This window comes from Limimaricola sp. G21655-S1, assembly GCF_027213785.1.
In the GTDB taxonomy this organism is placed as follows: Bacteria; Pseudomonadota; Alphaproteobacteria; order Rhodobacterales; family Rhodobacteraceae; genus Limimaricola.
Genome location: NZ_JAPWGO010000031.1, coordinates 1 through 23,117, shown reverse-complemented (window position 1 = coordinate 23,117; position 23,117 = coordinate 1). Strand labels below are relative to the sequence as shown.

Here is a 23,117-nt window from a genome sequence, read left to right as displayed (position 1 = left end):
GATCAAACTCTCAAGTTGAAAACCGATTGCTCGGTTATCCTTGACGTTCGAACCTCTGCACATCGTCCCATCCGGCTAGGATGGGACAGTCATCCGTCTGACCGTGCTTCCAGGTTTCATCAGAAACCGAAAGTCCGTCAAACGGTGAAGCTGACACCGGTCATCGGGGCAAGCCCCTACCGGCGCGATACACAGACGTTGATCCATCGAACTGAACCAAGCCGCCCGCATATCTCTTCAGATATCTGCGATGTCAAAGAGCAGGAAGAAAACCAAACAACCGCGCCCTAACGTCCGGCGCGCCGCCCAGCCCCCTTCGGAATTTCGTGACCGTCAGTGCATCGCTGCGCCGCCGGTGAGGGGCCTTCTACGGATAGGGGCGGAGGGCCGCAAGCGGTTTTTTCGAAAAACTTTGCACGACCCAGGGTAAGCCGTACGGGGCTCTCTTTCACTGCTCAAAAAGCGAGCATGACCTGCGCTCTTGCCCCCGTCCCGGCAACGCGCAACTGCTGACGCATCGAGGAGAGGATGCGTCATGCAAGCGAACGAGGACAGCCCGCGCGGCTTCGTGCTGGCCACTACGGCCTATCTGATGTGGGGCGTGCTGCCGCTCTACATGAAGGCGCTGGCGCATATCCCGCCGGCCGAGGTGGTGGCGCACCGGGTGCTGTGGTCGATCCCCATCGCCGGGCTGGTGCTCTGGGCCACGCGCAGGACCTCCGATCTGAAGCTCGCGCTGCGCAACCCGCGCATGCTTGGCATGGCGATGATCACCGCAGCGCTGATCTCGGTGAACTGGGGCATCTATGTCTGGTCGATCGCAGCGGGTCACGCGCTCGACGCCGCGTTGGGGTATTACATCAACCCGATCTTCTCCGTGTTCCTCGGCGCGGTGCTCTTAGGGGAACGGCTGAACCGGCTGCAGCTGGTAGCGATCGCCCTGGCAGCCGCGGCAGTGCTGATCCTGACGCTGGCCTCGGGAGAGGTCCCGGTGGTGGCACTCGGCCTCACCGCAAGCTGGGGCGCCTATGCCTTCTTCAAGAAGGCGCTGCCGATCGGCCCGAACCAGGGCTTCCTGCTCGAGGTGCTGATCCTGCTGGCGCCAGCCCTGGCCTATCTCGGATGGCTTGCGATGCAGGGCGAAGGGCATTTCATCGGCGGCACGAGGCGCGACGTCTGGCTGCTCCTGGGCTGCGGCGCGGTCACGGCTGTGCCGCTGCTGATCTATGCCAACGGCGCCAAGCTGCTGCGCCTCTCCACCATCGGCATCCTGCAATACATCGCGCCCACGATGATCTTTCTCACCGCGGTTCTGGTCTTCGGAGAAGAGTTCGACATGGCACGGCGCGTTGCCTTCCCGATGATCTGGCTGGCGCTGGTGCTCTACACCGGATCGATGCTGCGCCGCCCGAAGCGTCGGAAGGCCGCCTGACCCCAGAACGCGGACCTCGGGAACCCCGACCGCGGAGATCGGGAACCAGCGCTTTGCGGACATTAGGAACCACTTTTCGCGGACATCGGGAACCGGAACGCGGACATCGGGAACCGATACCAGCTTCGCGGAGATTAGGAACCACCCTAAGCACATGTGGATAAGTCTGTGTATATCCTGTGCAAAACCAAGTCTCTGATTGCGGACATTAGGAACCAAAACACGGACATCAGGAACCAGAATGCGGACATTAGGAACCGAGGCATTGGAATTAACTAGTAAAACCAAAGTTTTATAAGGCGTTTTCAGGCCCGTAACACTATATAACACTATATAACACTTTAGATGGGTCCCCACCCGCGACTGCGAAACGCTGCACCAAGCCCTTCCTTTGGGAAGGCTGAGAAGCGGTAAAGCGGATAATCGTTCTCGATACCCCGAATCCATTGACTTGACTGAAGAGCCGTGAATCGACGTTCCGGATACCCCGAATCGATTCGAAATGGGGCTCGGAAGCGCCTTTTTGCCAAAGGAAACCATGTTCCTGTTTCCCCGAAGGGAAGCATCAAATCATGGGTTGAATTTCCTGCACGTCCCCGATACCCCGAATGTGAACGGGTCTCTTTGCGCCCGGGGTTCCCGATTCCACGAATCCGGGAGGAAAAGCAGGCGCGTCCTCCTCGGTCCGCCTCGTCGAGGGAGACCGGCATGCAAGAGACCACGCAGGAATTCGGCGCCTCCATCGATCATCTGCTGCCCGAGCGCCATCCGCAGATCGACTACAGCATCTGCGACGTAGCGGAAGCCGTTCTGAAGGATCTCGTGCCTTCGATGGAGCACCCCTTCTACGCGCTGTCGAAGAAGCCCGACATGTCGATCCGACGCTACGAGCACGGGCCGAACTGGGTCGAGATCATCCCCTCGGCCAAGGGCCAGGCGACGATCTACGACAAGGACATCCTGATCTACGCGGTCAGCCAGATCATGAACAAGCTGAACCGCGGCGAAAAGGTCGACCGGGTGCTGCGTTTCAACCCGCGCGACCTGCTGATCTTCGTGAACCGCGGCACCGGCGGCAAGGATTACGACGCTTTCTGCGAGGCCCTCGATCGACTGATGGGCACGGTGATCAAGACCAACATCACCACCCGTTCGGGCGGCGGCGACCTGCCACTGAGCGAGGAGGAAGCGCGCGGCTGGTTCCACCTCGTCGAGCGCGCCACCGTGGTGCGCAAGGGCGACGAGGAAACGGGCCGGATCATGCATGCCGAGATCCAGCTCTCCGAATGGGTCTACAACTCGATCCGCCGCAAATCGGTGCTGACGCTGCACCGCGACTATTTCCGCCTGCGCAAGCCGATCGAACGCCGTGTCTACGAGATCGCCCGCAAGCTCTGCGGCTCACAGCCCCGTTGGCAGATCGGGCTGGAGAAGCTCCTGATGCGCACCGGCGCCCGCTCCGAGCTCAAGCGCTTTCGTCATACGATGAAGGAGATGGCGCAAAGCGATCACCTGCCGGACTACCACGTTGCCTATGACGACGAGAGCGACATGGTGGTGTTCCGCAATCGCGGCACGGTGACGCCCGAGATCGAGAACCCGGCCCTGCCGCCGCTCTCCGAGGCGGTTCGCGACGAGGCCCGTGCCCTCCTACCTGGCATCGATATCGCTGCGGTCGAGCGCGAATGGCGTGACTGGGTGACCGAGTCCCCGCGCGACGCGGCTGCCGCCTTCCTGGGCTTCTGCCGCAACCGGCGCGACCGACTGATCTGACCCCTCTCCTACGCCTGCCGTTTCGAGGATCCTTCATGCACCTGCCCTTTCGCTCCCTTGCCGGCCTCGGCCTCGCGCTCGGCCTGCTTGCGCCCCTGCCCGTTTCGGCAGGGCAGGACGCTTTCGAGGTCATGCTCGGCGGCAGCCGGCTCGGCCGGATCATCCATGCGGTCTCGGGCGGCACTCGCGATCTAACGCTGCTCCTCGACAGCACGCCGCTCGGCGTGTTCGACGGCAGCTATGCCGGCCGCACCGTCACCTCCGGCGCACTGGCCCGCCATTCGGGCCGCACCCGCTCCACCCGCAAGTCGCGCGACCTGACGATGACGACCGAGGGGGGGCGGCTGCGCGAGGTCTCGCTCGCGCCGCAGGAGGAGCGCACTTCCTTCACCGCAGTGAGCGCCGTTAGCGGCCCGGTGAACGACCCGGTGAGCGCCTTCGGTCAGCTCATGGAGGTGAATGGCTGCCCCACTGACTTGCGCATCTATGACGGCCGCCGGATCGGCCTGCTCGACACTCAGGAGGAGCGCCACGACGCTGGCCGTATCACTTGCCGGGCCAGTTACCGCGTGATTGACGGACCCGGCTACTTAGAGCCACTGGGCATCTCAAAACTCTCGGTCGAGCTACACTACGATGCTACCGCCGCGACATGGCAACTGCGGCAGATCGATGCGCGCAGTGGTCCGTTTGTGCTCTCCCTTGCTGAGAAAGAGGGGTGAGAGCGCAGGAGGGTAGGATAGCTCCACAAACGAGCCGTGAAACTGCCCTATCCTGCTGGTAGGCTTCGCGCAAAACCCCTTTGACCCGAGGCACTTTTGCAGATCGAACCTACTGCACTTCCCGGCGTGCTGATACTTACCCCGCGCCGCTACGGGGATCACCGCGGTTTTTTTGCCGAGAGCTACAACCGCCTGCGAATGGCCGAGGCGGGGATCGGGATCGATTTCGTGCAGGACAACCATTCGCTCTCGGAAGCGGCTGGAACGATCCGGGGATTGCATTTCCAGGCACCGCCGCACGCGCAGGACAAGCTGGTCCGGTGTGGCCACGGCGCGTTTCTCGACGTTGCCGTCGACATCCGGCGCGGCAGCCCGGGCTATGGTCGCTGGGTCGCGGCCGAGTTGAGCTTCGAGAATGCCCGACAGATGCTGATCCCGGCGGGCTTCGCGCATGGCTTCGTCACGCTGACGCCCCAAGCGGAAATCGTCTACAAATGCTCGGACTACTACGCGCCGGAAACCGAGGGCGCGATCCGCTGGAACGACCCTAGGATCGGCATCGACTGGGGGCTGCTGGAGGGCACCACGCCGGTGGTGTCGGACAGGGACGCAGGCGCGCCATGGCTTTCGGAGATCGACAGCCCCTTCACCTATGAGGGGCCGCTGCCTTGGGAGGTGGCGCGATGAAGATTCTTGTCACCGGCGGCGCGGGGTTCATCGGTTCGGCCGTGGTGCGGCTCGCCGTCGCGCGAGGCTACCAAGTCGTCAATCTCGACGCGCTGACCTATGCTGCCTGCCTCGACAACGTGGCACCCGTGGCCGATAGCCCGCTCTACGCCTTCGAACAGGCCGACATCCGCGACCGGGCCGCGCTCGACTGGATCTTCGCCAAACATGCCCCCGACGCGGTAATGCATCTCGCGGCCGAGAGCCATGTCGACCGCTCGATCGACGGGCCCGGCGATTTCATTGAGACCAATATCACCGGCACCTATAACATGCTCGAGGCGGCGCGCGCCTGGCGGGTGCATGCGGGTCGGCCCGAAGCCTTCCGCTTCCACCACATCTCGACCGACGAGGTCTTCGGCTCGCTGCCCGCTGACCCTGAGATCAAGTTCACCGAAGACACACCCTACGACCCGCACTCGCCCTACTCGGCCTCCAAGGCCGCCTCGGACCACTTGGTGCGCGTCTGGCATGAGACCTACGGCCTGCCGGTGGTGCTCACCAACTGCTCGAACAACTATGGCCCCTACCACTTCCCTGAGAAGCTGGTGCCAGTGGTGATCCTCAACGCGCTCGCAGGCAAGCCGCTGCCGATCTACGGCAAGGGCGAAAACATCCGAGACTGGCTCTATGTCGAAGATCACGCCGACGCGCTGCTCACCGTGCTAGAGAAGGGCGCGCTCGGCCGCAGCTACAACATCGGCGGCGAGAACGAGCGCACCAATCTGGAACTGGTCCGTACGCTCTGCGCGATCCTCGATGAGCTGCGCCCCGCTGCCGCGCCCTATGCCGACCAGATCACCTTCGTCGCCGACCGGCCCGGCCACGACACGCGCTATGCGATAGACCCCACCCGCATCCGCGAGGAGCTGGGCTGGCGGCCCTCGGTGACGGTCGAGGAAGGGCTGCGGCGTACCGTGCAGTGGTATCTCGACAACGAGGCCTGGTGGCGGCCGCTGCAGGCGCGCGACGGCATGGGCCAGCGCCTCGGCACTGGCCGGGGGGCGGCGTGATGCGGCTGCTGGTTCTCGGCCGCTTGGGACAGGTCGCGACCGAGCTGGCTCGCCTGTCGGGCGAGGGCCACGAGATCCGCTGCCTGGGCCGCGACGAGGCCGACCTGTCGCAGCCCGAGGCCGCCATGGGGGCGGTGCGCCGCGTGCTGGAGGCATTCCGCCCCGAGGCGGTGATCAACGCCGCCGCCTGGACCGGCGTGGACGCGGCCGAGGCACAGGAGGACGTGGCGCAGGCGCTCAACGCCGACGCACCCGCCGGCATCGCCCGGCTGGCGGCCGAGGCGGGCCTGCCCTTCGTACAGATCTCGACCGACTACGTCTTCGACGGCGCGGGCGAGAGCCCCTTTGCGCCCGACGCAGCCACGGCGCCGCTCGGCGCCTATGGCCGTAGCAAGCTTGTGGGCGAGGAAGGCGTGGCAGGGGCCGCGAACCCCGCCGGTTGGGCGATACTGCGTACCTCGTGGGTATTCTCAGCGCATGGTGCGAACTTCGTAAAGACTATGTTGCGGCTGGGGGCCGAGCGCGACGCCCTGCGCATAGTAGCGGATCAGGTTGGCGGGCCGACCCCGGCCGCGGCCCTTGCGCGGGCCTGCGTGACCATCGCCGAGACGCTCGCCGCCGATCCAGGCAGGAGCGGCATCTACCATTTCTCGGGTGTACCAGACATCAGCTGGGCGGGCTTCGCGAGCGAGATCATGGCGCAGGCCGGGCTCGATTGCCGGATCGAGGAAATTCCCAGCAGCGACTACCCCACCCCAGCGACGCGACCGCTGAATTCGCGGCTCGACTGTCGCAGCACGGAGGCCGTGTTCGGTCTCACCCGCCCCGACTGGCGCCCCGCGCTCGACCGCGTCCTCACCGAACTGGAAGCCAGACCATGACAGCGATCCGCCGCAAGGGCATCATCCTCGCTGGGGGCACGGGCTCCCGACTCTACCCGATCACCATGGGCGTTTCGAAGCAGCTGCTGCCGATCTATGACAAGCCAATGATCTACTATCCGCTCTCGGTGCTGATGCTGGCTGGCATCCGCGAGATCGCAGTGATCACCACGCCGCAAGATCAGGATCAGTTTTGGCGCCTCCTGGGCGATGGCTGCCAATGGGGCGTTTCGCTCACTTATATCGAACAGCCGAGCCCGGACGGGCTGGCGCAGGCCTATATCCTGGCCGAGGAATTCCTCGCGGGCTCACCGTCGGCGATGGTGCTGGGTGATAACATCTTCTTTGGCCATGGGTTGCCCGAGATTTTGGCGCAGGCCGATGCGAGGAGCCGGGGCGGCACGGTGTTCGGCTACCACGTTGCCGATCCCGAGCGGTATGGCGTAGTGGATTTCACCCCTGAGGGACGAGCCCGCGCGATCGTCGAGAAACCAAAGCTGCCGCCCTCGAATTACGCGGTTACCGGGCTCTATTTCCTCGACGCCTCCGCGTCTGAGCGCGCGCGACGCGTCAGGCCTTCGGCGCGCGGCGAGCTAGAGATTGCGACCCTGCTCGAGGACTATCTCGCCCAGGACTTGCTTAGAGTCGAGAAGATGGGACGCGGCTATGCTTGGCTCGACACCGGCACCCATGGCTCTCTGCTTGATGCAGGGAACTTCGTGCGCACGTTGCAGGACCGACAGGGACTGCAGACTGGTAGCCCCGACGAGATCGCCTACAATCAAGGCTGGATCGATCGGGAAGGGCTGCGGGAACGCGTAAGCTTGTTCGGCAAGAGCAGCTATGGCCGGTTTCTCAACGGTCTTTCAAACCACTAGAGCCAGAAAATCAGATAAGTGAATCGACGCAACTGCGCCTTGTAGTTGCTTGAAAATGGCCTCCTTAGAAGCCAATTGCTCCGCGCATATTGTCCCCTCACTCGCTCAGCTTGAGCGGGAACACGCGTATCTGTTCAGTTTCGTCACGTTTTCGCCGCCTGATTGTGAAGGAAGGTCGCCCGCTGCTGGCGGCCCCTGAGGCTGCGGCCGAAATTTCCCAAGCCTCATCTGAATTTCCTTACTGGATACCCCGTCCTTTAGGGCGGGGAGGAATGTGAGAGCGGCCTTTGGCCGCTTCTCTTTGTGATTTTACATAGTCGGCGATGACCGACAGCGGGGCACCTCCGCACGAAGCGGCGAAGTATGACGGGGACCAGAGGGCGCCCTGATGATACCGTCCCGTGACCTCTGGGCGCTCCTCCCGAAGGCGGCGGCTGGACACGCCCTTGAGGCTGTTGACCAGCTTCGAGAGCGAAACCTTCGGCGGGTAGGTGATGAGGAGGTGGACGTGATCGTCCTCGCCGTCGCATTCGACCAGCGCGGCCTCAAAGTCCCGGCAGACCTTGAAGAAGATAGGCCGCAGGGCGTCGATGGCTGGTTCTGACAGCACGTCCCTCCGGTATTTCGTAACAAAGACCAAGTGGACATAAAGGTTGTAAACTACATGTCTTCCAGTGCGATAATCCATGCTTGACTCCCATAGACCAAATGTTTCTATGGAACCATGATCCACCGCGCCTTCCGATACAAGCTCGCGCCGACCCCGGTGCAGGAAGAACAGCTCCGGCAGTTCTCGGGCGTGGTGCGGCTGGTCTACAACCTTGCCTTGGAGCAGCGCCGGGACTGGTGGCGGCATTACCGCCGAACAACCGGGGAGCGTTTGAACTACATCGCTCAAGCGCGGGAATTAACCGCGCTGCGGAAGGCTTTCGACTGGATCGCTGCCGTCCATGTGACGCCCCAGCAGCAGGCGCTCCGCGATCTGGAAACGGCCTACGCCAGCTTCTTCGCCGGGCGTGCGGGCTACCCCTCCCCGCGCAAGCGTGGCGTCCATGATGGCTTCCGCTTCCAAGGGCGCGAGATCGCTGTGACGCGGTTGAACCGGAAGTGGTCCGCCGTTCGCGTCCCGAAGATCGGATGGGTGAAGTTCCGCGATACACGACCCATGCGAGGCCGAACGATGAACGCCACGCTGTCGCTCGACCCGACCGGCTGGCACATCTCCTTCGCCAACGAGATCGAGCACGAGCCTCCTGTCAACAGCCTGCCCTCGGTGGGGATCGACCGTGGCGTGACCTGCTCCTTGATGCTGTCGAGCGGCGAGGCCCTGAACATCCCCGGCAAGCTGCGCCTGCTCGACCGCAAAAAGCGGAAAGCCCAGCGGGTCGTAGCCCGCCGGAAGCGCGGGTCTGTCCGCCGGTTGAAAGCTCTGCGCCGCGTGGCGCGCATCTCCGCACGCGCAGGACGCATCCGGCGGGACTGGCAGCACCGGGTAACGCTTGATCTGGCCCGCCGCTTTGGCACGGTCGTCCTTGAGGACCTCAAAACGAAGAACATGACGCGAAGCGCTGCGGGAACCGCCGATGCGCCGGGCAAGAACGTCCGGGCCAAGGCGGGTTTGAACCGCGCCATCCTCGAACAGGGGTGGCATAGCTTCGAGACCCTCGTGGCCTACAAGCTCGAAGAACGCGGGGGATACCTATGCAAGGTGGACCCCCGGCATACCTCGCAGACGTGTTCGTCCTGCGGAGCCGTGGACAGGGAGAGCCGCAAGAGCCAAGCCGCTTTCGCCTGCACCACATGCGGCCACCGCGCACATGCCGACCACAACGCTGCGATCAACATTCTGCGCCGGAACACGGCGTCTATGCTCGTGGAGGAAGGGCATTGGCTCTCCGGGGAAGCGAGAACTGGAAGAGGCCTCGCGGCCTCCGAAAATCCTCCGGCTTTAGCCGGGGGAAGATGTTAAGGAGAGCCTCTTGCCTCGCGAAGCGACCCCTCATGACATCGCCGACTATCTTGCTGGCGGTTACAACGACAGTGCAAACATCCCCTACACCTACTTCGACCCCAATGCCCGCGGTCCTATCAAGGCCGATATCGGCGGTCTCAATGCTGAAGGAAAACAACTCGCCAGAGGGGCGATGGATGCTTGGGAGTCTGTTGCGGATGTTGAATTCAAGGTGGTCCGGAACGCCGCTGATCTGACCTTTGTGGATCACCGAAGCGGCGCCCATGCCAAGACCAAGGCTAATGCCGATGGCACCCTCACAGAGGCCAAAATCAACGTCTCTTCCAACTGGATCGACAAGTACGGCGCCGGTGTCGACAGCTTTACCTTCCGCACATACCTACACGAGGTCGGACACGTGCTCAGTCTCGGCCATGCCGGCCCCTACAATGGCCATGCACGACGCCATCTTCGAGAATGATAGCTGGTAACTCTCGGTAATGTCCTATCTCGGCCAGGACGAAAATCCGAACATCGATGCTAGCCGTGGCGCCAACGTGATGCCAATGCAGGCCGACCTGATCGCGATCCGCGAGATCTGGGGCGTGCCGGAAGAGCATTATGCCGATGGCGACACCGTGTGGGGTATTGGTTCGAAGCTCGACAACTATCTCGGCGACATGTTCCGCGGCATGGCCACTCACAAGAAATCGGATGCTTACGACCTGCAGCCGATTACCTTCTACATTGAGGATCACGGTGGCCGCGACCGGATCGATTTCAGCCATGCGGGGCTGCACCAGACCGTCGATTTGCGTCCCGGCTCTGTCTCCAGCGTGCTGGGCGAACAACGCAACAACTTTTTGTTTTCCGAAGATACGCTGATCGAGGATTTCGTCTCTGGCAATGGCATCGACAAAATTTCGGGGAATGCCGTGGCCAACGGGATCTGGGGCGGCGGACGCGACGACATGCTCAAGGGGCGCGGTGGCAATGACAAACTCTGGGGCGAGGCGGGCAAGGACAAGCTCCTTGGCGGTTCCGGGGCCGATAGGCTTCGCGGTGGCGACCACGACGATCTACTGAAGGGCCCAGCCGGTCATGACAGGCTTTGGGGCGATGCCGGTGCGGACAGGCTTCTCGGGAATGCCGGCAACGACCGGATACGAGGCGGCGATCAGGCCGACCTTCTCAAGGGGCAGGTCGGCCGTGACAAGCTCTGGGGCGAGGACGGCACTGACAAACTATTCGGAGGCGGCGGCAATGACAGGCTGTCCGGGGGCGGTGGTGCCGATAGCCTTTCCGGCGGCGCCATCGGTGACGTGCTTCATGGGCAGCGCGGCAATGACAGCCTTTGGGGCGGCGACGGCATGGACCGGCTCTTCGGCGATGCCGGGCAAGACCGCCTCGACGGCGGGCTGGCGCCCGATGCGCTGACTGGCGGAGCCCGGGCGGACATCTTCGTCTTCGCCGCGGGCTATGGCACCGACCCGATCACCGATTTCGAGATCGGCCAGGACCGGGTGGAACTGCATGCCGACCTGATGGCCGGCCTTACCGCGCAGGGCGCGGCGCAGATGGCCCGCACCAATGCCGAGGACAAGCTGGTTCGGAACTTCGGAGAAAACGGGCGCTTGATGTTTGAAGGACTTGGCGGCGAAACCCTCTCGGCCGAGAGCTTCATTATCGCCTGAGGACGAACCTCCGGGGCGAGCACGCCTCGGAGGGCTAGCGGCCTAACCGCCACAGTTAGGCCGCGATACGCGCTTGTCGAGCAAGGCTGCCGTTTTTTCGCCACCTAATTGTGCGATGACCCCGCGGGGCCGCGCTCAAGGGAGATGTGGGCCCGAGCCACATGTCCTTTCAGGAGCGTCCCTTGCCTCGCAATGCCAAAGCCCAAGACATCGCCGACTACCTTCTCGGCGGTTACAATGAGAGCACGAAGATCCCCTATACCTTCTTCGACCCCGATGTCCGCGGCCCGATCAAGGCCGACATCGGCGGTCTGAATACCGAGGGGAAGCAACTCGCAAAATGGGCGATGAACGCTTGGGAGTCCGTCGCCGACGTCGAGTTCAAGCTGGTCAATCGCGGCGCCAGTCTGACCTTTGTGGATCATCGCAGCGGCGCCCATGCCGAGACGGAAGCCAATGGCGACGGCACGATCACCAAGGCCACGATCAACGTCTCTTCCGGCTGGGTCGAGAAATACGGCAGCGGCGTCGATAGCTACACCTTCCGCACATACATGCACGAAATCGGCCACGTGCTTGGCCTTGGCCATACCGGCCCGTATAATGCCAGCGCGGATTACAAGGACGCCATCTTCAAGAATGACAGCTGGCAGCTCTCGGTGATGTCGTATCTCGGCCAGGACGAGAACCCGAACATCAACGCCAGCCGAGCCTCCAACGTGATGCCGATGGAGGCCGATCTGCTGGCGATCCGCGAACTCTGGGGCGCGCCCAAGGATCACTATGCCGATGGCGACACCATCTGGGGCATCGGCTCCGAACTCGACAACTATCTCGGTGATATGTTCCGCGGCATGGCCAACTACAAGAAATCGGACGCCTACGACCTGCAACCGATCACGCTTTATATCGAGGACGCCAGCGGCCACGACCGGATCGATTTCAGCCATACCGGCCTGCACCAGACCGTCGATCTGCGGCCTGGCCGCATCTCGAGCGTGCTGAGCTTCAAGAAAAACATGCTGATCGCCGAGGACACGCTTATCGAGGATTTCGTGTCGGGCGACGGCATCGACAAGATCATCGGCAACGACTCCGGAAACGCGATCTGGGGCGGCGGCCGCGACGACCTTATCAAGGGCCTAGGCGGCAATGACAGGCTTTTGGGCGAAGCCGGCAAGGACCGGATTTTCGGCGGCGGCGGCAGAGATGCGCTGTATGGCGGCGACCACGACGATCTGCTGAAAGGTCAGAGCGGTCGGGACAAGCTCTGGGGTGATGCCGGCGCTGACAAGCTTTTGGGCAATGGCGGCGGCGACCAGATCTGGGGAGGTGACCATTCCGATATCCTCAATGGTCAGGGCGGCCGGGACAAGCTCTGGGGAGAGGCCGGCGCTGACACGCTGATCGGCGGTGGTGGTAATGACGAGCTGTATGGCGGCGACCAAAGCGACGTGCTCAAGGGTGATGCCGGGAACGATCTGCTTAATGGCGGTGAAGCTGGCGACACGCTCGAGGGGGGCTCTGGCAACGACGAACTTTTCGGTGGTGCCGGTTTGGACCTTCTCAAGGGTGGCGATGGCGATGATCGTCTCGATGGCGGTGAATCCCCTGACGAACTGTTTGGCGGCGCAGGCGCGGATGTCTTTGTTCTAGGCCTCGGCTACGGCACCGAGATAGTGGGAGATTTCGTTCTGGGAGAGGACCGGATCGAACTTGATGCCGCGCTGATGGTGGATCTGACCGCCGAGGCGGCGGCCGGACTTGCCCGCGACACCGCGGATGGTGACCTGATACTGAATTTCGACGGCAACCGGCTGCTGCTCGCAGATCTCGCCGGCACCGAGCTCACGGCCGAGAGCTTCGTCATCGTGTAAGACGAGCCCCGGCGTTCCGCTCACGGGCGCGACGCCGGGGCCGCGCCGCTGGACCCCGAGGCCCTGTCATGCAAGGAGGGGGCCAAAGGGTTTCAGCGGCAGTCGGCATCCATGAGAACACTCTACATCCATATCGGGGCGCATCGCACGGCTACGACCTCGGTCCAGAAGTTCCTGCAGACGAATTTCGTGAAGCTGCAGCGCTTGGGCTATTTCCACCCCTACAATGCCGGCCGCCACGTTGCCCTGATGAACCGGCTCTTCTCGGGAGAGGCGCAGGTCGCCGAGGTTGCAGCCGACATCACCGCGCGCGCCGACGGCAAGGCACACGAGCTGCATTCCGTGGTGCTCAGCGACGAGGACATCTGCATGCGCCGCGACCTTTCGGTGCTGGCGCGGTTCCGCGAGTATTTCGAGGTGAAGATCGTCTTTGCACTTCGTCGTCAGGATCTTTGGCTCGAAAGCTGGTACCTGCAGAACGTGAAGTGGCAGTGGAACCCGACCCTCGCGCATCTGACCTTCCCTGAGTTTCTGGCGCGGCGCGAAGAGTTCTTCTGGATTCACTACGACGCCTATCTGCGGCATGTCGAGGAGCTGTTCGGCCGCGACAACGTGCTGGTCTACGCCTTCGACAAGGCCCAGATGCCCGACGGCCCCGTAGCCGCCTTCTGTGACAGGATCGGCCTTACCGAGCGCGCGACCCTGGCGCCGGCACCGCACACCAATACCTCGATGTCGCCCGCGATGTCGGAGTTCATGCGGGTGCTGCCGCTAGACGAAATTCAGCCGCAGCAGCGCAAGTTCTTCGAACGGGCCTGCGCTCAGGTCGACAAGACACGTGCAAAGCAGCACGGTCGCCAGAGCAGCCTGCTGATGGATCCCGACACCCGGCTACGCATCCTCGACCTCTACGCTGCAGGTAACATGGCGGTGGCCGCGCGATACTTCGAACGCAAGACCCTGTTCCTCGACCCTCTGCCAGCGCGCGATGCGCCGCTGGCAGAGATGCGGCTGCCTTCCGAGGGCTACGCGGTGATGCAGGACTACGTGGCGGATTTCGTGCGAGCCATGGCCCTGATCCGGACCGAGGAAGCGGCTGCCATGGGGGACAGGAACTGAAACCAGGCTTGCCCGAGAACCGGTCGGAGGACAGGTCATGAGCTCACTTCCCGCTTTCGAGCCACCGCGCTTTCAGGCGATCCGAGCCATCATTGCGCTGGTGCTGCGCGAAATGGGCACGACCTATGGCCGCTCCCCGGGAGGCTATGCTTGGGCGATCCTGCAGCCGATCGGGGCGCTTGCGATCATGTCGATTGCCTTCTCCGCCGTGCTGCGCGCGCCCTCTCTCGGCACCAGTTTCATCCTGTTCTATGCGACTGGCTTCCTGCCCTTCAGCGGCTATGGCGAGATCCAAAGCAAAGTCTCGAACGCGCTGCGCTTCTCAAAATCGCTCTTGGCCTACCCTCGTGTCACTTGGATCGACACGATCCTCGCGCGGTTGGTCCTCGCGGTGCTGACCAAGGTCACCGTAGGCTGCATTGTCTTCACAGGCATCCTGTCCGTCGTCGACACGCGCGCCGTGCTTGATATCGGGCACATCCTCAACGCGGTCTTGATGAGCTCTTGTATCGGGCTCGGGGTCGGTTTGATGAACTGCCTTCTCAACGGTTTGGTGCCAATCTGGAGCAATCTTTGGAGCATTGTTACAGCGCCGCTGTTTCTCGCCTCTGGCGTCTTCTTCCTTTACGAGGACATGCCCGAATTTGCTCAGGAGATCCTGTGGTGGAATCCGATCCTCCATGCCGTAGGTGAGATGCGGCGCGGCTTCTACCCGACCTATGAGGCCTCCTACGTTTCCTTCAGTTATGGCTACGGCCTCAGCGCCATGCTGATCCTGCTAGGCCTCGTCTTCCTGCGCCGTTACCACAAGCAGGTCTTAGAGAACTGAGACCGCTTGCCTCGACGCGCCCCGCTCCGCATACACCTCCCCAGCCTTTCCCCGACAGCCGGACACCCAGCATGCCCTCCTCCGTCGAACAGGACCGCCCTGCCCCCATCCTGCTGCAGAGCCTAATCCTGCCCGATCCCGCGATCTGCGGCGAAAGCGAGCTTTACCTGCATCGCGACAGCGGGGTGTCGCTCGATCTCGAAGCAGGGAGGGTGCACCTTCTCGAAGGCGGTACCGCCGAGTTCGATGGCTACATGACGCTGTTCAACCTCGGGATCTGGACCCGTGCCTGTCGCCTCGAGGGGCTGGCGCTACGGCTTGAGGGCGAAGGGCAGGTGGCGCTGCAGGTCACGCGAGAGCGCGTGGCGGGTGATGCCGAGATACTGGTCGAGACGCTGGTGACGCTCGCGCCCGAAGGCATCCTGGTCGACCTGACCCAAGCGCTCGGTGGTACGCCCGGGACAGGCTTGCCGGAGTTGGACGGCCTGCTGAAGCTGCGGCTGGTGGCGCAGGAGAAGGCCGTGCTGACTGGCGGCGCCTATCTTGTTACCAACACTCAAGAAGCACGCGACATTTCTCTTGCCGTCGCAATCACTACATTCCGGCGCGAGGCTGAGGTGGCGGCAACTGCCGCCCGCATGGTTGCCTTTCTCGACCGCGAGAGCGAAAGCCTTGGCGCACGGGTGCATCTGCACGTGATCGACAATGGCGGCACCGCTTCGATCCCCGACCACCCGCATGTGAGCCGGATCGCGAATCCCAATTTAGGCGGTGCCGGCGGTTTTGCGCGCGGGCTGGCGCTGGCGCAGGATGGCGGCTTCTCGCACTGCCTGTTCATGGATGACGACGCCTCGTTCCAGATGGAGAACCTGACCCGCACCATCGCCTTCCTGCGTCTCGCCCGCTCCGACCGCGCCGCCGTCTCAGGCGCCATGGTGTCCGAGGCCTGCAAGTGGCGCATGTGGGAGAACGGCTCGGTCTTCCACCAAGTCTGCCGCCCGCAATTCGTCGGCACCGACCTGCGTGAGCCCGAGGAGGTGGCCGAGATGGAGCTTGCTGCCGCGCGGCCCAAGCCGCCCGGCTTCTACGCCGGCTGGTGGTTCTTCGCCTTCCCCGTCGCCGAGACGCGCGCGTTTCCCTTCCCCTTCTTCGTGCGCGGCGACGATATCTCGTTCAGCCTCGCGCACGGGTTCGACACGGTGACGCTGAGTGGCGTGGTGTCGTTCCAGGAGGACTTCTCCGCCAAGGAAAGCCCGCTCACCCTCTATCTCGACCTGCGCAACCATTTGCACCAGCACCTCGTGCATCCCGGTCTCGAGATCGGCCCGATGGGCACGATCAAGGTAGCGATGCGTTTCATCCTGCGCTCGGTGGTGCGAATGCATTACGATAGCGCCGAAGCGCAGCTCGAGGCTTGGGAGGACGTGATGCGCGGCCCCAGCTTCTTCGCCGAGAACGCCGACATGTCGGTGCGTCGACCCCAGATCTCGGCATTGGCACGAAACGAAGCCTGGCGCGAGGTGGCACCCCAAGGTCCGGGCGAGCCCGCGCGCCCCGGCGTGATCAAAACCCAGCTAATGAAGTTCACGCTGAACGGTCACCTGATCCCGCTCTGGTCCCGCTTCGGCGGCGAAACGGCGATCCCGGCGCGCGAGCGCGGGCTGATCTGGCCGATCTGGGGCCAGCGGGCGGCGCGGTTCTATGATGGCACGGGCCGGCGAGGCTACGAGGTGTGCCACGACAAGATTCGTTTCGCGCGCATCATGCGCCGCGCGACTGCCCTGGCGCTGCGCTGGCGGCGTGCCTATCCGGAACTGCGTGAGGCGCATCGCGCGGGTTATACCGAAATGGCCGCCCGGCCCTTTTGGGAGGCGCGTTTCGCGCCCGCTAAGAACATGACGCGAGCTGCGGCTGAATAGCGCCTGAGGCCCGGATCTGACTTTCTCAAAAATGAGCGGCCACGTAAGAGGGGCGCCAAGCGACAAACGAGGCAGGAATCCATGGTAAGCGAGATCGTATTTCATCTGGGCGACAGCAAGACCGGGTCCACCTCGATTCAGCAGACCTTGGTGGCGCAAGCTTGGTCGGGAACTTCGAAGAGCCTGTTCTATAATACGCGCAGCAATCACATCCCCTTGGCGCATACGCTCAACCGATCCAAGGACAGGAAATTCGCCAAGAAGCGATGGAGCACCCTGAGGAGCGAACTCGAGCGTTCGGATGCCGATATCGCTGTAATCTCAGCCGAAGTTTTCGAGTTTAGCGATCCCGATCTCTTTGCCGAAACGGTGCGGCAGTATTTCGGGAAATGGCAGGGGCGCATCCGTTTCATCACCTATCTGCGGCCCCACGCCGAACGGTTGGTGTCGACTTATGCAGAACGCTCCAAACAAGGCCTGTTCTCGGGCAGCCTCGAGGAGATGCATGACCGCCTGCTTGAGACCAAGCTGCTGACCTACGCACCGCGCATTGCCAAATGGAAAGCGCAATGGGGCGATACCTATACAGTGCGTCCAATGATTCGCTCCGAGCTTCAGGGCGGCGATGTGGTTGAGGATTTTCTGAGTTTCGTTTTCCATGGAGATCCGGTGAAACCACGAGCGATTGCGGGGGCCAATGAAAGCCTGACCGCCGCTGATCTCGCGGCGTTGCGTCACATCCATGCGTGTTTTCCGAACCAGGCGCGGCTGCGTGATGCGCAGAAGTCTCTTGGCTGGAATCTTGCCCAGTTGATCTCGGCTTTGCCGCGTCCGGAGAGCGCGGAGAAACCCCGGCTGCACCGGAGCATCGCCAAAACCCTGGTCGATGCCTATCAGCATGACGCTGCCGAGGTGGACCGGCTTTATTTCCAAGGTGCTCCACTGACGAAGTCGCTCGAAGCCGCGCCCTCGAAAGCGCTCGCGGCGGCACAGTCGATCGAGGCCACAAGCTATTTCGGACCGGACGCGATGCGCCTGATCGATGGGTTGGGGCAGCTTCTGTCACGGATGATCACAGCTGCGCCCAACACGATGTCGACTGCGATGCGCCCCAAGCATCTGCGGGCTAAGCAGTGGGATCCGGACGGTAAGCGCAAGGCCAAGGGCGGCGCGGGAAAGCGCAAATCCGGCATAGCGGTGCAAGAGGCGAACGCGCCTTTCGCGAACAGGCTGGCTCGTCGCCTGCCGCAAGGGCTTCGTCGAAAGCTTTCGCCTCTTAGGCGCCGCCTTTCCTGATTGTACGACGCCATGCGGGCAGAGCTCTTATGTTGAAGGCCCGGCCAAGATTTCGAATACCTAATCGTTCCCGAACAGATCCCGCGTGAAGATCTTCTCTGCCACGTCGTCGAGTTCGGGCGCGCGGCGGTTGGCGAGGATCAGGTCGCAGTCGCGCTTGAACCGCTCGAGGTCGCGCTCGACTGGTGAATTGAAGAAGCTGTCGGCGGCGAGTTCGGGCTCGTAGAGCGTCACCGGGACGCCCTTCGCCTTGATCCGCTTCATGATGCCTTGGATTGAGCTGTCACGGAAATTGTCGGAGCCCGACTTCATCACCAGCCGGTAGACTCCGACCCGCGTCGGGCGGCGTGCGAGGATTTGGTCGGCGAGGAAGTCCTTGCGGGTAGCGTTGGCGTCGACGATGGCGCGGATCAGGCTCTGCGGTACCTCACTGTAATTGGCCAGCAGCTGCTTGGTGTCCTTTGGCAGGCAGTAGCCGCCATAGCCGAAGGAGGGGTTGTTATAATGCGCACCGATGCGCGGGTCATGTCCCACCCCTTCGATGATCTGACGGCTGTCCATGCCACGGCTCATCGCGTAGCTGTCGAGTTCGTTGAAATAGGCTACGCGCATGGCGAGGTAGGTGTTGGCGAAGAGCTTGATCGCCTCGGCCTCGTCCGGGTCGGTGAGCAACACCGGCACTTCCGGCTTCAGTGCCGCTTCCGCCAGCAGGTCGGCAAAAGCGCGGCCGCGGTCGGAACGTTCGCCGACGACGATGCGCGAGGGGTGCAGGTTGTCGTGCAGCGCCTTTCCCTCGCGCAGGAACTCGGGCGAAAAGATGATCCGGTCGGTGGCGAAGCGCACGCGCATCTCGCGCACGAAGCCGACCGGTATCGTTGATTTCACGACAATCACCGCGCTGCTCGAGGCGGCTAGAACCTGCGCGATCACCGCTTCGACCGAGGAAGTGTCGAAGGCGTTGGTTACAGGATCATAATTGGTCGGCGTCGCGACGATCACCCAGTCGGCTTGGGCATAGGCCTCGCTGGCATCCACAGTGGCGCTGAGGTCTAGCCTGTCCTCGGCAAAACAGCGCTCCAGTTCAGCATCGACGATCGGCGCCTCGCGCTCGTTGACCATCCGAACGCGCCATTCCGAGATGTCCACGGCGATCACCGGATGATGGCGTGCCAGCAGCGCCGCGTTCGACAGGCCGACATAACCAAGCCCTGCAACTGCGATCTTCATGCGACATCCCTTTCTCTGGCGGCCCGCTGTCTCGGCATTAGCGGATGCGTGTCCGATAGGGCCTGCTCTTCTCAGGTTTCGTGGCGGGAGGGAAGCGACCGTCCGAGGGCCGAAACAGTTGCGGAGCATTCGAGCCTAAAGCGGCGCAAGAGCCCCTGCCCTGCCTTGTTCCGACCTGCTCGCTGGCGGGAGAAGAAGACACAGTTGTCTTCGACCTTCTGGGGGTGGAGGCGAAATGGCCAATCTGGAGTTCACGGCGCGCGGCCGCAGCGCTGGGGATGCAGCGGTGCCGCGCATCACCGCGCTCATGGCGGATCCGAAAAGCGAATTGCTCCATTCCATCACCGCTGACGGCGGTCGGATTCAAAGCTGGGATGTTGCGGGGCGCGGTATCGATGCCCATCACAGGCTCGAAATGGAAAGCGCGAGCCAGGCCGGAGCCGCTTCCGATCTGGCGCTGCTCGATCTCGCTTCGGGTCCGGCGCTGCTCGCCACCGGTCCCGGCGCAGCACGGCTGCATGTGATATCGGACAGCGGGGAAATCGGTACAGGTCGGGCGCTGGCTGCTTCGACATGGGGTCTCTCGGCACCAGTGGATGTGGAGATGATGTCGCTGCTGGGGGGCGGAGAGATGCTCTAAGGCGGATTGTCCGGTCGCTCCGGCATCGCCCAGCTCCGCCTCTCCGATAGCGGTGTAGCCTTGTCCTTCGGCATCACTTCGGACAGTTCGGCGACCCATCTGGAAACCAACAGTGCGCTGGCCTCGGCCAAGATCGGCGGTCAGAGCCTGCTCTTTGCTGCCACCGACGGCCCCGCGCCTGTGCTCACCAGCTTTTCGATCGGGCGTGACGGGACGCTCACATCCCGTTCCGAGATCGGCACCGAGGCGGGGCTATGGATCTCGGCTCCCACTGCGATGGAGAGCCTGATCCTGGGCCAGGAACGCTATCTCGTTCTTGGTGCCGCCGGCAGTGGCTCGCTCAGCGTGATGCGGATCGGCACAGATGGTAGCCTCGCCGTTACCGATCACCTGATCGACGATCGCGACAGTCGTTTCGACGGCGTCACGGCACTCGCTACCCTCACCCATCGCGGGCGCGGCTTCGTGGTGTCGGGCGGCGCGGATGACGGCGTTTCGGTACATGAGCTGTTTCCGGGTGGGCGCTTGGTAGCGCTGGCACATCTGGCCGATGGCATCGCGTCGGGCCTCGCAGATATTTCGGCGCTCGCGCTCGCGGTCCGGAGCGCAGGCGACGGCATCGACATCTTCGCCGCCTCTGCCAGCGAGCCCGGCGTGACACGTCTTCGACTGGACCTGCACGGCGGGATCCTGCAGCTGGGGAGCGCTGCCGATGAAACGCTTTCCGGCGGCGCGGGAGACGACATCCTGCGCGACGGCGGCGGCAGCGACAGGCTCTTGGGCGGGGCAGGCGCTGATCTCTTCGTGCTCGATGCCGATGGCCGGACCGACAGGATCATCGATTTCGATCAAGGGGTTGACCGGCTCGACCTCTCGGCTTGGCCAATGCTGCGGGACGTTTTGCAATTGGAAATGCGGGTCGAGGGCGCGGTGCTGCGGCTCGACTACGGGAGCGAAACGCTGCTGTTGCAGAGTGCAGACGGCCATGCCCCGGATCCGGCATTACTGACCACGGCGGAGCTGATTGGTGGCACACATCTGCCGCTAGTGGCGGTAGCGGGCGAGGCCGGGCCCGCCCCGGAGATACCGCTGAAGCCGCCGCGCAGCGTGACCGAGGCCGAAAGGGCCCGTGCCGAGGCCGAAGCGGAAGCGAAGCGGCAAGAAACTGACCTATTTGAGCCGTATGACGGGGCCGGGCCGGATCGCCTTCGCGGCGGCGCAGGGGATGACCGGCTCGACGGGAAAGACGGCGACGATCGACTTTGGGGTGGTGGCGGAGTCGACAGGCTCCTGGGCCGTGGCGGTGATGATCGTCTGCTGGGGGGCAAAGGTTCTGACAGGCTTCTAGGCGGCTCCGGCGCGGACCTGCTCAAGGGACAGGGCGGTGCCGACCGGCTCAATGGCGGCTCAGGGGCCGACATGCTGTTCGGTGGAACCGGTGCAGATCAGCTTAAGGGGAAAGGCGGCGCGGACCGTCTGTCAGGCGGCGCCGGGGACGACACGTTTGGGGGCGGTGCAGATGCGGACCGGCTCGTGGGAGAGGCCGGTAGCGACCACCTCGCCGGTGGTGCTGGCGATGACGCATTGATCGGTGGGTGCGGTGCGGATCAGCTGTTCGGCGGCAAGGGGGTAGATGAGCTGCGCGGGAGTGCCGGGGCCGACCGGCTTACCGGTGGTAGCAGGCCGGATCGCTTCGTGTTCGAGACGGGCCGAGATCGGATCATCGATTTGCAGGATCGCGACCGGATCGTGCTCGATATGGATCTATGGCGCGGCGATCTCTCGCCGCGCCAGGTGGTCGGGCATTTCGCTGAGAAACGAGGGGCCGATACGCTGTTCGATTTCGGCGGGGGCGACACCCTCAGGGTCGAGGATGTGGCGCGCCCCGCCAGCTTGATCGACCAGATTGAGTTCCTCTGAAGACGCCTTAGGCGATCTCGATTGCTTCGATCAGGGCCGTCCGGTCAGCCAGCGTGTCCATCGACACGTCTTCGAGCAGGACCGAGCCCTTGCGCCCGAAGTCGAAAAGCGTGCCGGCCTTGGTGGCCTCGGCAAACCGTTCGACCACCGTCTCGGCGTCGAGCGTGGCGCGCCAGAGCTTGTCGTCGAGCACGAGCCGGTCCTCCGCCGTGTCGAAATCGAAGATCGTGTCATCCCCATGCTTCTTGCCGAAGACGAAGTCGTCGGATCCGCCGCCCCCATTGAGATGGTCGTTGCCACGGCCGCCGATCAGCCGGTCGTTGCCGTCTTCGGCCCAGATCTCGTCATTGCCGTTCTGGCCCTTGATGCGGTCGCGGCCATTGCCGCCGAAGATCAGGTCGTCACCCCCCTGCCCCGACAGGACATCGCGTCCGGCCCAGCCCGACAGCACGTCGTTACCCTTGCCGCCCAAGAGACGGTCATTGCCATCGCCGGCCAGCATCGTGTCGGCACCGCCCTTGCCCTTGAGCAGGTCGTTGCCGTCTTGGCCGACCAGCAGATCTTCGCGACGATTGCCAAGGAGCTTGTCGGCCCCGTCATCGCCCTGCCGCACCCGGCCGCGCGTCGCGTCGACGAAGAGATCGGCGGCATCGATCTTCCGCCCCTCGGCCAGTGGACCCTTCCGGATCGAGCCATCGAAGTTGTAGTCCGTGACCCACAGCAACTCGTCGAGCAGGTCGATGCCGCCACGGCCGAGATCGGGCATCACGTCGCCGCTGATCGGGACCATGATGTCCACACCTTCGCCCGCGGTCTCGTAGCCCAACTCCAGTAGCAGAATCCGCGTCTCGCGCCCGGCTCCCCAGCTGATATCGCCAAGATAGGCCCATATGCCCATATCGGCGTAATGCGCCAGCGATTCACCCTCGAAGGAGATCGCGGTGGGCGTCACGTCCGCGGGAACTTGAACTTCGGGAAAGGGCCCAAGTGAGGACCCGCTCAACTCGTAGGCAAAGCTACTCGTCGGCAAGCTGAGTTTTAATTCGCCCGTCCCGATGAGGTGCTCGTTGAAGGACAGAAGGAAGGCGGGTGAGCGATATGTTGGCATCTGTAACCTTGAGGCGAAATGGAATTCCGTCCCTGCGGTCTTAGGTAGCAGATGCACCAAATTGCCGGATGGACCGAGATAACGAAGTTCGCTGCAATGGTGGCATGGCCGA

Annotated in this window: 21 protein-coding genes; 18 read left to right on the top strand and 3 right to left on the bottom strand. The window is 63.3% G+C overall.

Features of this window, described 5'->3' with window-relative positions:
• The 8 genes from O4G76_RS18585 to rfbA all read left to right on the top strand — a co-directional run.
• Positions 1-291, top strand: a 291-nt coding sequence (locus O4G76_RS18585) for a hypothetical protein (protein WP_269398709.1), incomplete at its 5' end; no start/stop codon positions are given.
• Between the two features lie 244 nt (positions 292-535).
• Entirely contained in the window at positions 536-1,432 is an 897-nt protein-coding gene (rarD, locus tag O4G76_RS18580) for an EamA family transporter RarD (RefSeq protein ID WP_269398708.1), read from the top strand.
• 708 nt (positions 1,433-2,140) lie between these two features.
• Positions 2,141-3,205 carry a replication initiator protein A gene (locus O4G76_RS18575; RefSeq protein WP_269398707.1) on the top strand — a complete coding sequence of 355 codons (1,065 nt, stop codon included), beginning with the start codon at positions 2,141-2,143 and terminating at the stop codon, positions 3,203-3,205.
• Between the two features lie 35 nt (positions 3,206-3,240).
• Positions 3,241-3,927, top strand: coding sequence for a hypothetical protein (locus O4G76_RS18570; protein ID WP_269398706.1), 687 nt, complete (start codon positions 3,241-3,243; stop codon positions 3,925-3,927).
• 96 nt (positions 3,928-4,023) lie between these two features.
• Positions 4,024-4,614: a dTDP-4-dehydrorhamnose 3,5-epimerase gene (rfbC, locus tag O4G76_RS18565; RefSeq protein ID WP_269398705.1), complete on the top strand. Its 591-nt coding sequence runs from the start codon at positions 4,024-4,026 to the stop codon at positions 4,612-4,614.
• Entirely contained in the window at positions 4,611-5,666 is a 1,056-nt protein-coding gene (rfbB, locus tag O4G76_RS18560; protein WP_269398704.1) for a dTDP-glucose 4,6-dehydratase, read from the top strand. The genes rfbC and rfbB overlap by 4 nt, the downstream gene beginning before the upstream one ends.
• The gene (rfbD, locus tag O4G76_RS18555; RefSeq protein WP_269398703.1) at positions 5,666-6,547 is read left to right on the top strand and encodes a dTDP-4-dehydrorhamnose reductase; all 882 of its coding nucleotides are present in this window, start codon (positions 5,666-5,668) and stop codon (positions 6,545-6,547) included. The genes rfbB and rfbD overlap by 1 nt, the downstream gene beginning before the upstream one ends.
• Positions 6,544-7,425 (top strand): glucose-1-phosphate thymidylyltransferase RfbA, encoded by an 882-nt coding sequence (gene rfbA, locus O4G76_RS18550; protein ID WP_269398702.1) that lies wholly within the window; start codon positions 6,544-6,546, stop codon positions 7,423-7,425. The genes rfbD and rfbA overlap by 4 nt, the downstream gene beginning before the upstream one ends.
• Positions 7,426-7,663: 238 nt before the next feature.
• Here rfbA and tnpA read toward each other — a convergent pair whose 3' ends face one another.
• Complete coding sequence (gene tnpA, locus O4G76_RS18545) at positions 7,664-8,113, bottom strand: IS200/IS605 family transposase (RefSeq protein WP_269398701.1); 450 nt, start codon at positions 8,111-8,113, stop codon at positions 7,664-7,666.
• 36 nt (positions 8,114-8,149) lie between these two features.
• Between tnpA and O4G76_RS18540 the strand changes: the two genes are divergently transcribed.
• The 8 genes from O4G76_RS18540 to O4G76_RS18505 all read left to right on the top strand — a co-directional run bounded on the left by O4G76_RS18540 (position 8,150) and on the right by O4G76_RS18505 (position 18,110).
• Complete coding sequence (locus O4G76_RS18540) at positions 8,150-9,394, top strand: transposase (RefSeq protein ID WP_269398700.1); 1,245 nt, start codon at positions 8,150-8,152, stop codon at positions 9,392-9,394.
• Positions 9,395-9,404: 10 nt separating this feature from the next.
• Positions 9,405-9,857, top strand: coding sequence for a hypothetical protein (locus tag O4G76_RS18535; protein ID WP_269398699.1), 453 nt, complete (start codon positions 9,405-9,407; stop codon positions 9,855-9,857).
• Positions 9,858-9,876: 19 nt separating this feature from the next.
• Complete coding sequence (locus tag O4G76_RS18530) at positions 9,877-11,070, top strand: calcium-binding protein (RefSeq protein ID WP_269398698.1); 1,194 nt, start codon at positions 9,877-9,879, stop codon at positions 11,068-11,070.
• Between the two features lie 161 nt (positions 11,071-11,231).
• Positions 11,232-12,947 carry a M10 family metallopeptidase C-terminal domain-containing protein gene (locus tag O4G76_RS18525; protein WP_269398697.1) on the top strand — a complete coding sequence of 572 codons (1,716 nt, stop codon included), beginning with the start codon at positions 11,232-11,234 and terminating at the stop codon, positions 12,945-12,947.
• A gap of 111 nt (positions 12,948-13,058) precedes the next feature.
• Positions 13,059-14,066 carry a hypothetical protein gene (locus O4G76_RS18520; RefSeq protein WP_269398696.1) on the top strand — a complete coding sequence of 336 codons (1,008 nt, stop codon included), beginning with the start codon at positions 13,059-13,061 and terminating at the stop codon, positions 14,064-14,066.
• A gap of 37 nt (positions 14,067-14,103) precedes the next feature.
• A complete protein-coding gene (locus tag O4G76_RS18515) occupies positions 14,104-14,895 on the top strand; it encodes an ABC transporter permease (RefSeq protein ID WP_269398695.1) in 792 nt (263 codons plus the stop codon).
• Between the two features lie 71 nt (positions 14,896-14,966).
• Positions 14,967-16,814, top strand: a complete 1,848-nt coding sequence (locus tag O4G76_RS18510; RefSeq protein WP_269398694.1) for a glycosyl transferase — start codon at positions 14,967-14,969, stop codon at positions 16,812-16,814.
• Between the two features lie 81 nt (positions 16,815-16,895).
• Positions 16,896-18,110, top strand: coding sequence for a hypothetical protein (locus tag O4G76_RS18505; protein ID WP_269398693.1), 1,215 nt, complete (start codon positions 16,896-16,898; stop codon positions 18,108-18,110).
• Positions 18,111-18,170: 60 nt separating this feature from the next.
• On the opposite strand, the gene O4G76_RS18500 is transcribed toward O4G76_RS18505, so the two are convergent.
• Positions 18,171-19,337 carry a nucleotide sugar dehydrogenase gene (locus tag O4G76_RS18500; RefSeq protein ID WP_269398692.1) on the bottom strand — a complete coding sequence of 389 codons (1,167 nt, stop codon included), beginning with the start codon at positions 19,335-19,337 and terminating at the stop codon, positions 18,171-18,173.
• A 286-nt stretch (positions 19,338-19,623) separates the two neighbouring features.
• Between O4G76_RS18500 and O4G76_RS18495 the strand changes: the two genes are divergently transcribed.
• Both O4G76_RS18495 and O4G76_RS18490 read left to right on the top strand, forming a co-directional pair.
• Positions 19,624-19,977, top strand: a complete 354-nt coding sequence (locus tag O4G76_RS18495; RefSeq protein ID WP_269398691.1) for a hypothetical protein — start codon at positions 19,624-19,626, stop codon at positions 19,975-19,977.
• A 60-nt stretch (positions 19,978-20,037) separates the two neighbouring features.
• Positions 20,038-21,897 carry a calcium-binding protein gene (locus O4G76_RS18490; protein WP_269398690.1) on the top strand — a complete coding sequence of 620 codons (1,860 nt, stop codon included), beginning with the start codon at positions 20,038-20,040 and terminating at the stop codon, positions 21,895-21,897.
• Between the two features lie 7 nt (positions 21,898-21,904).
• Here the strand turns inward: O4G76_RS18490 and O4G76_RS18485 are convergent, their stop codons facing one another.
• Positions 21,905-22,849, bottom strand: a complete 945-nt coding sequence (locus O4G76_RS18485; RefSeq protein WP_269398689.1) for a calcium-binding protein — start codon at positions 22,847-22,849, stop codon at positions 21,905-21,907.
• Positions 22,850-23,117: the final 268 nt, after the last annotated feature.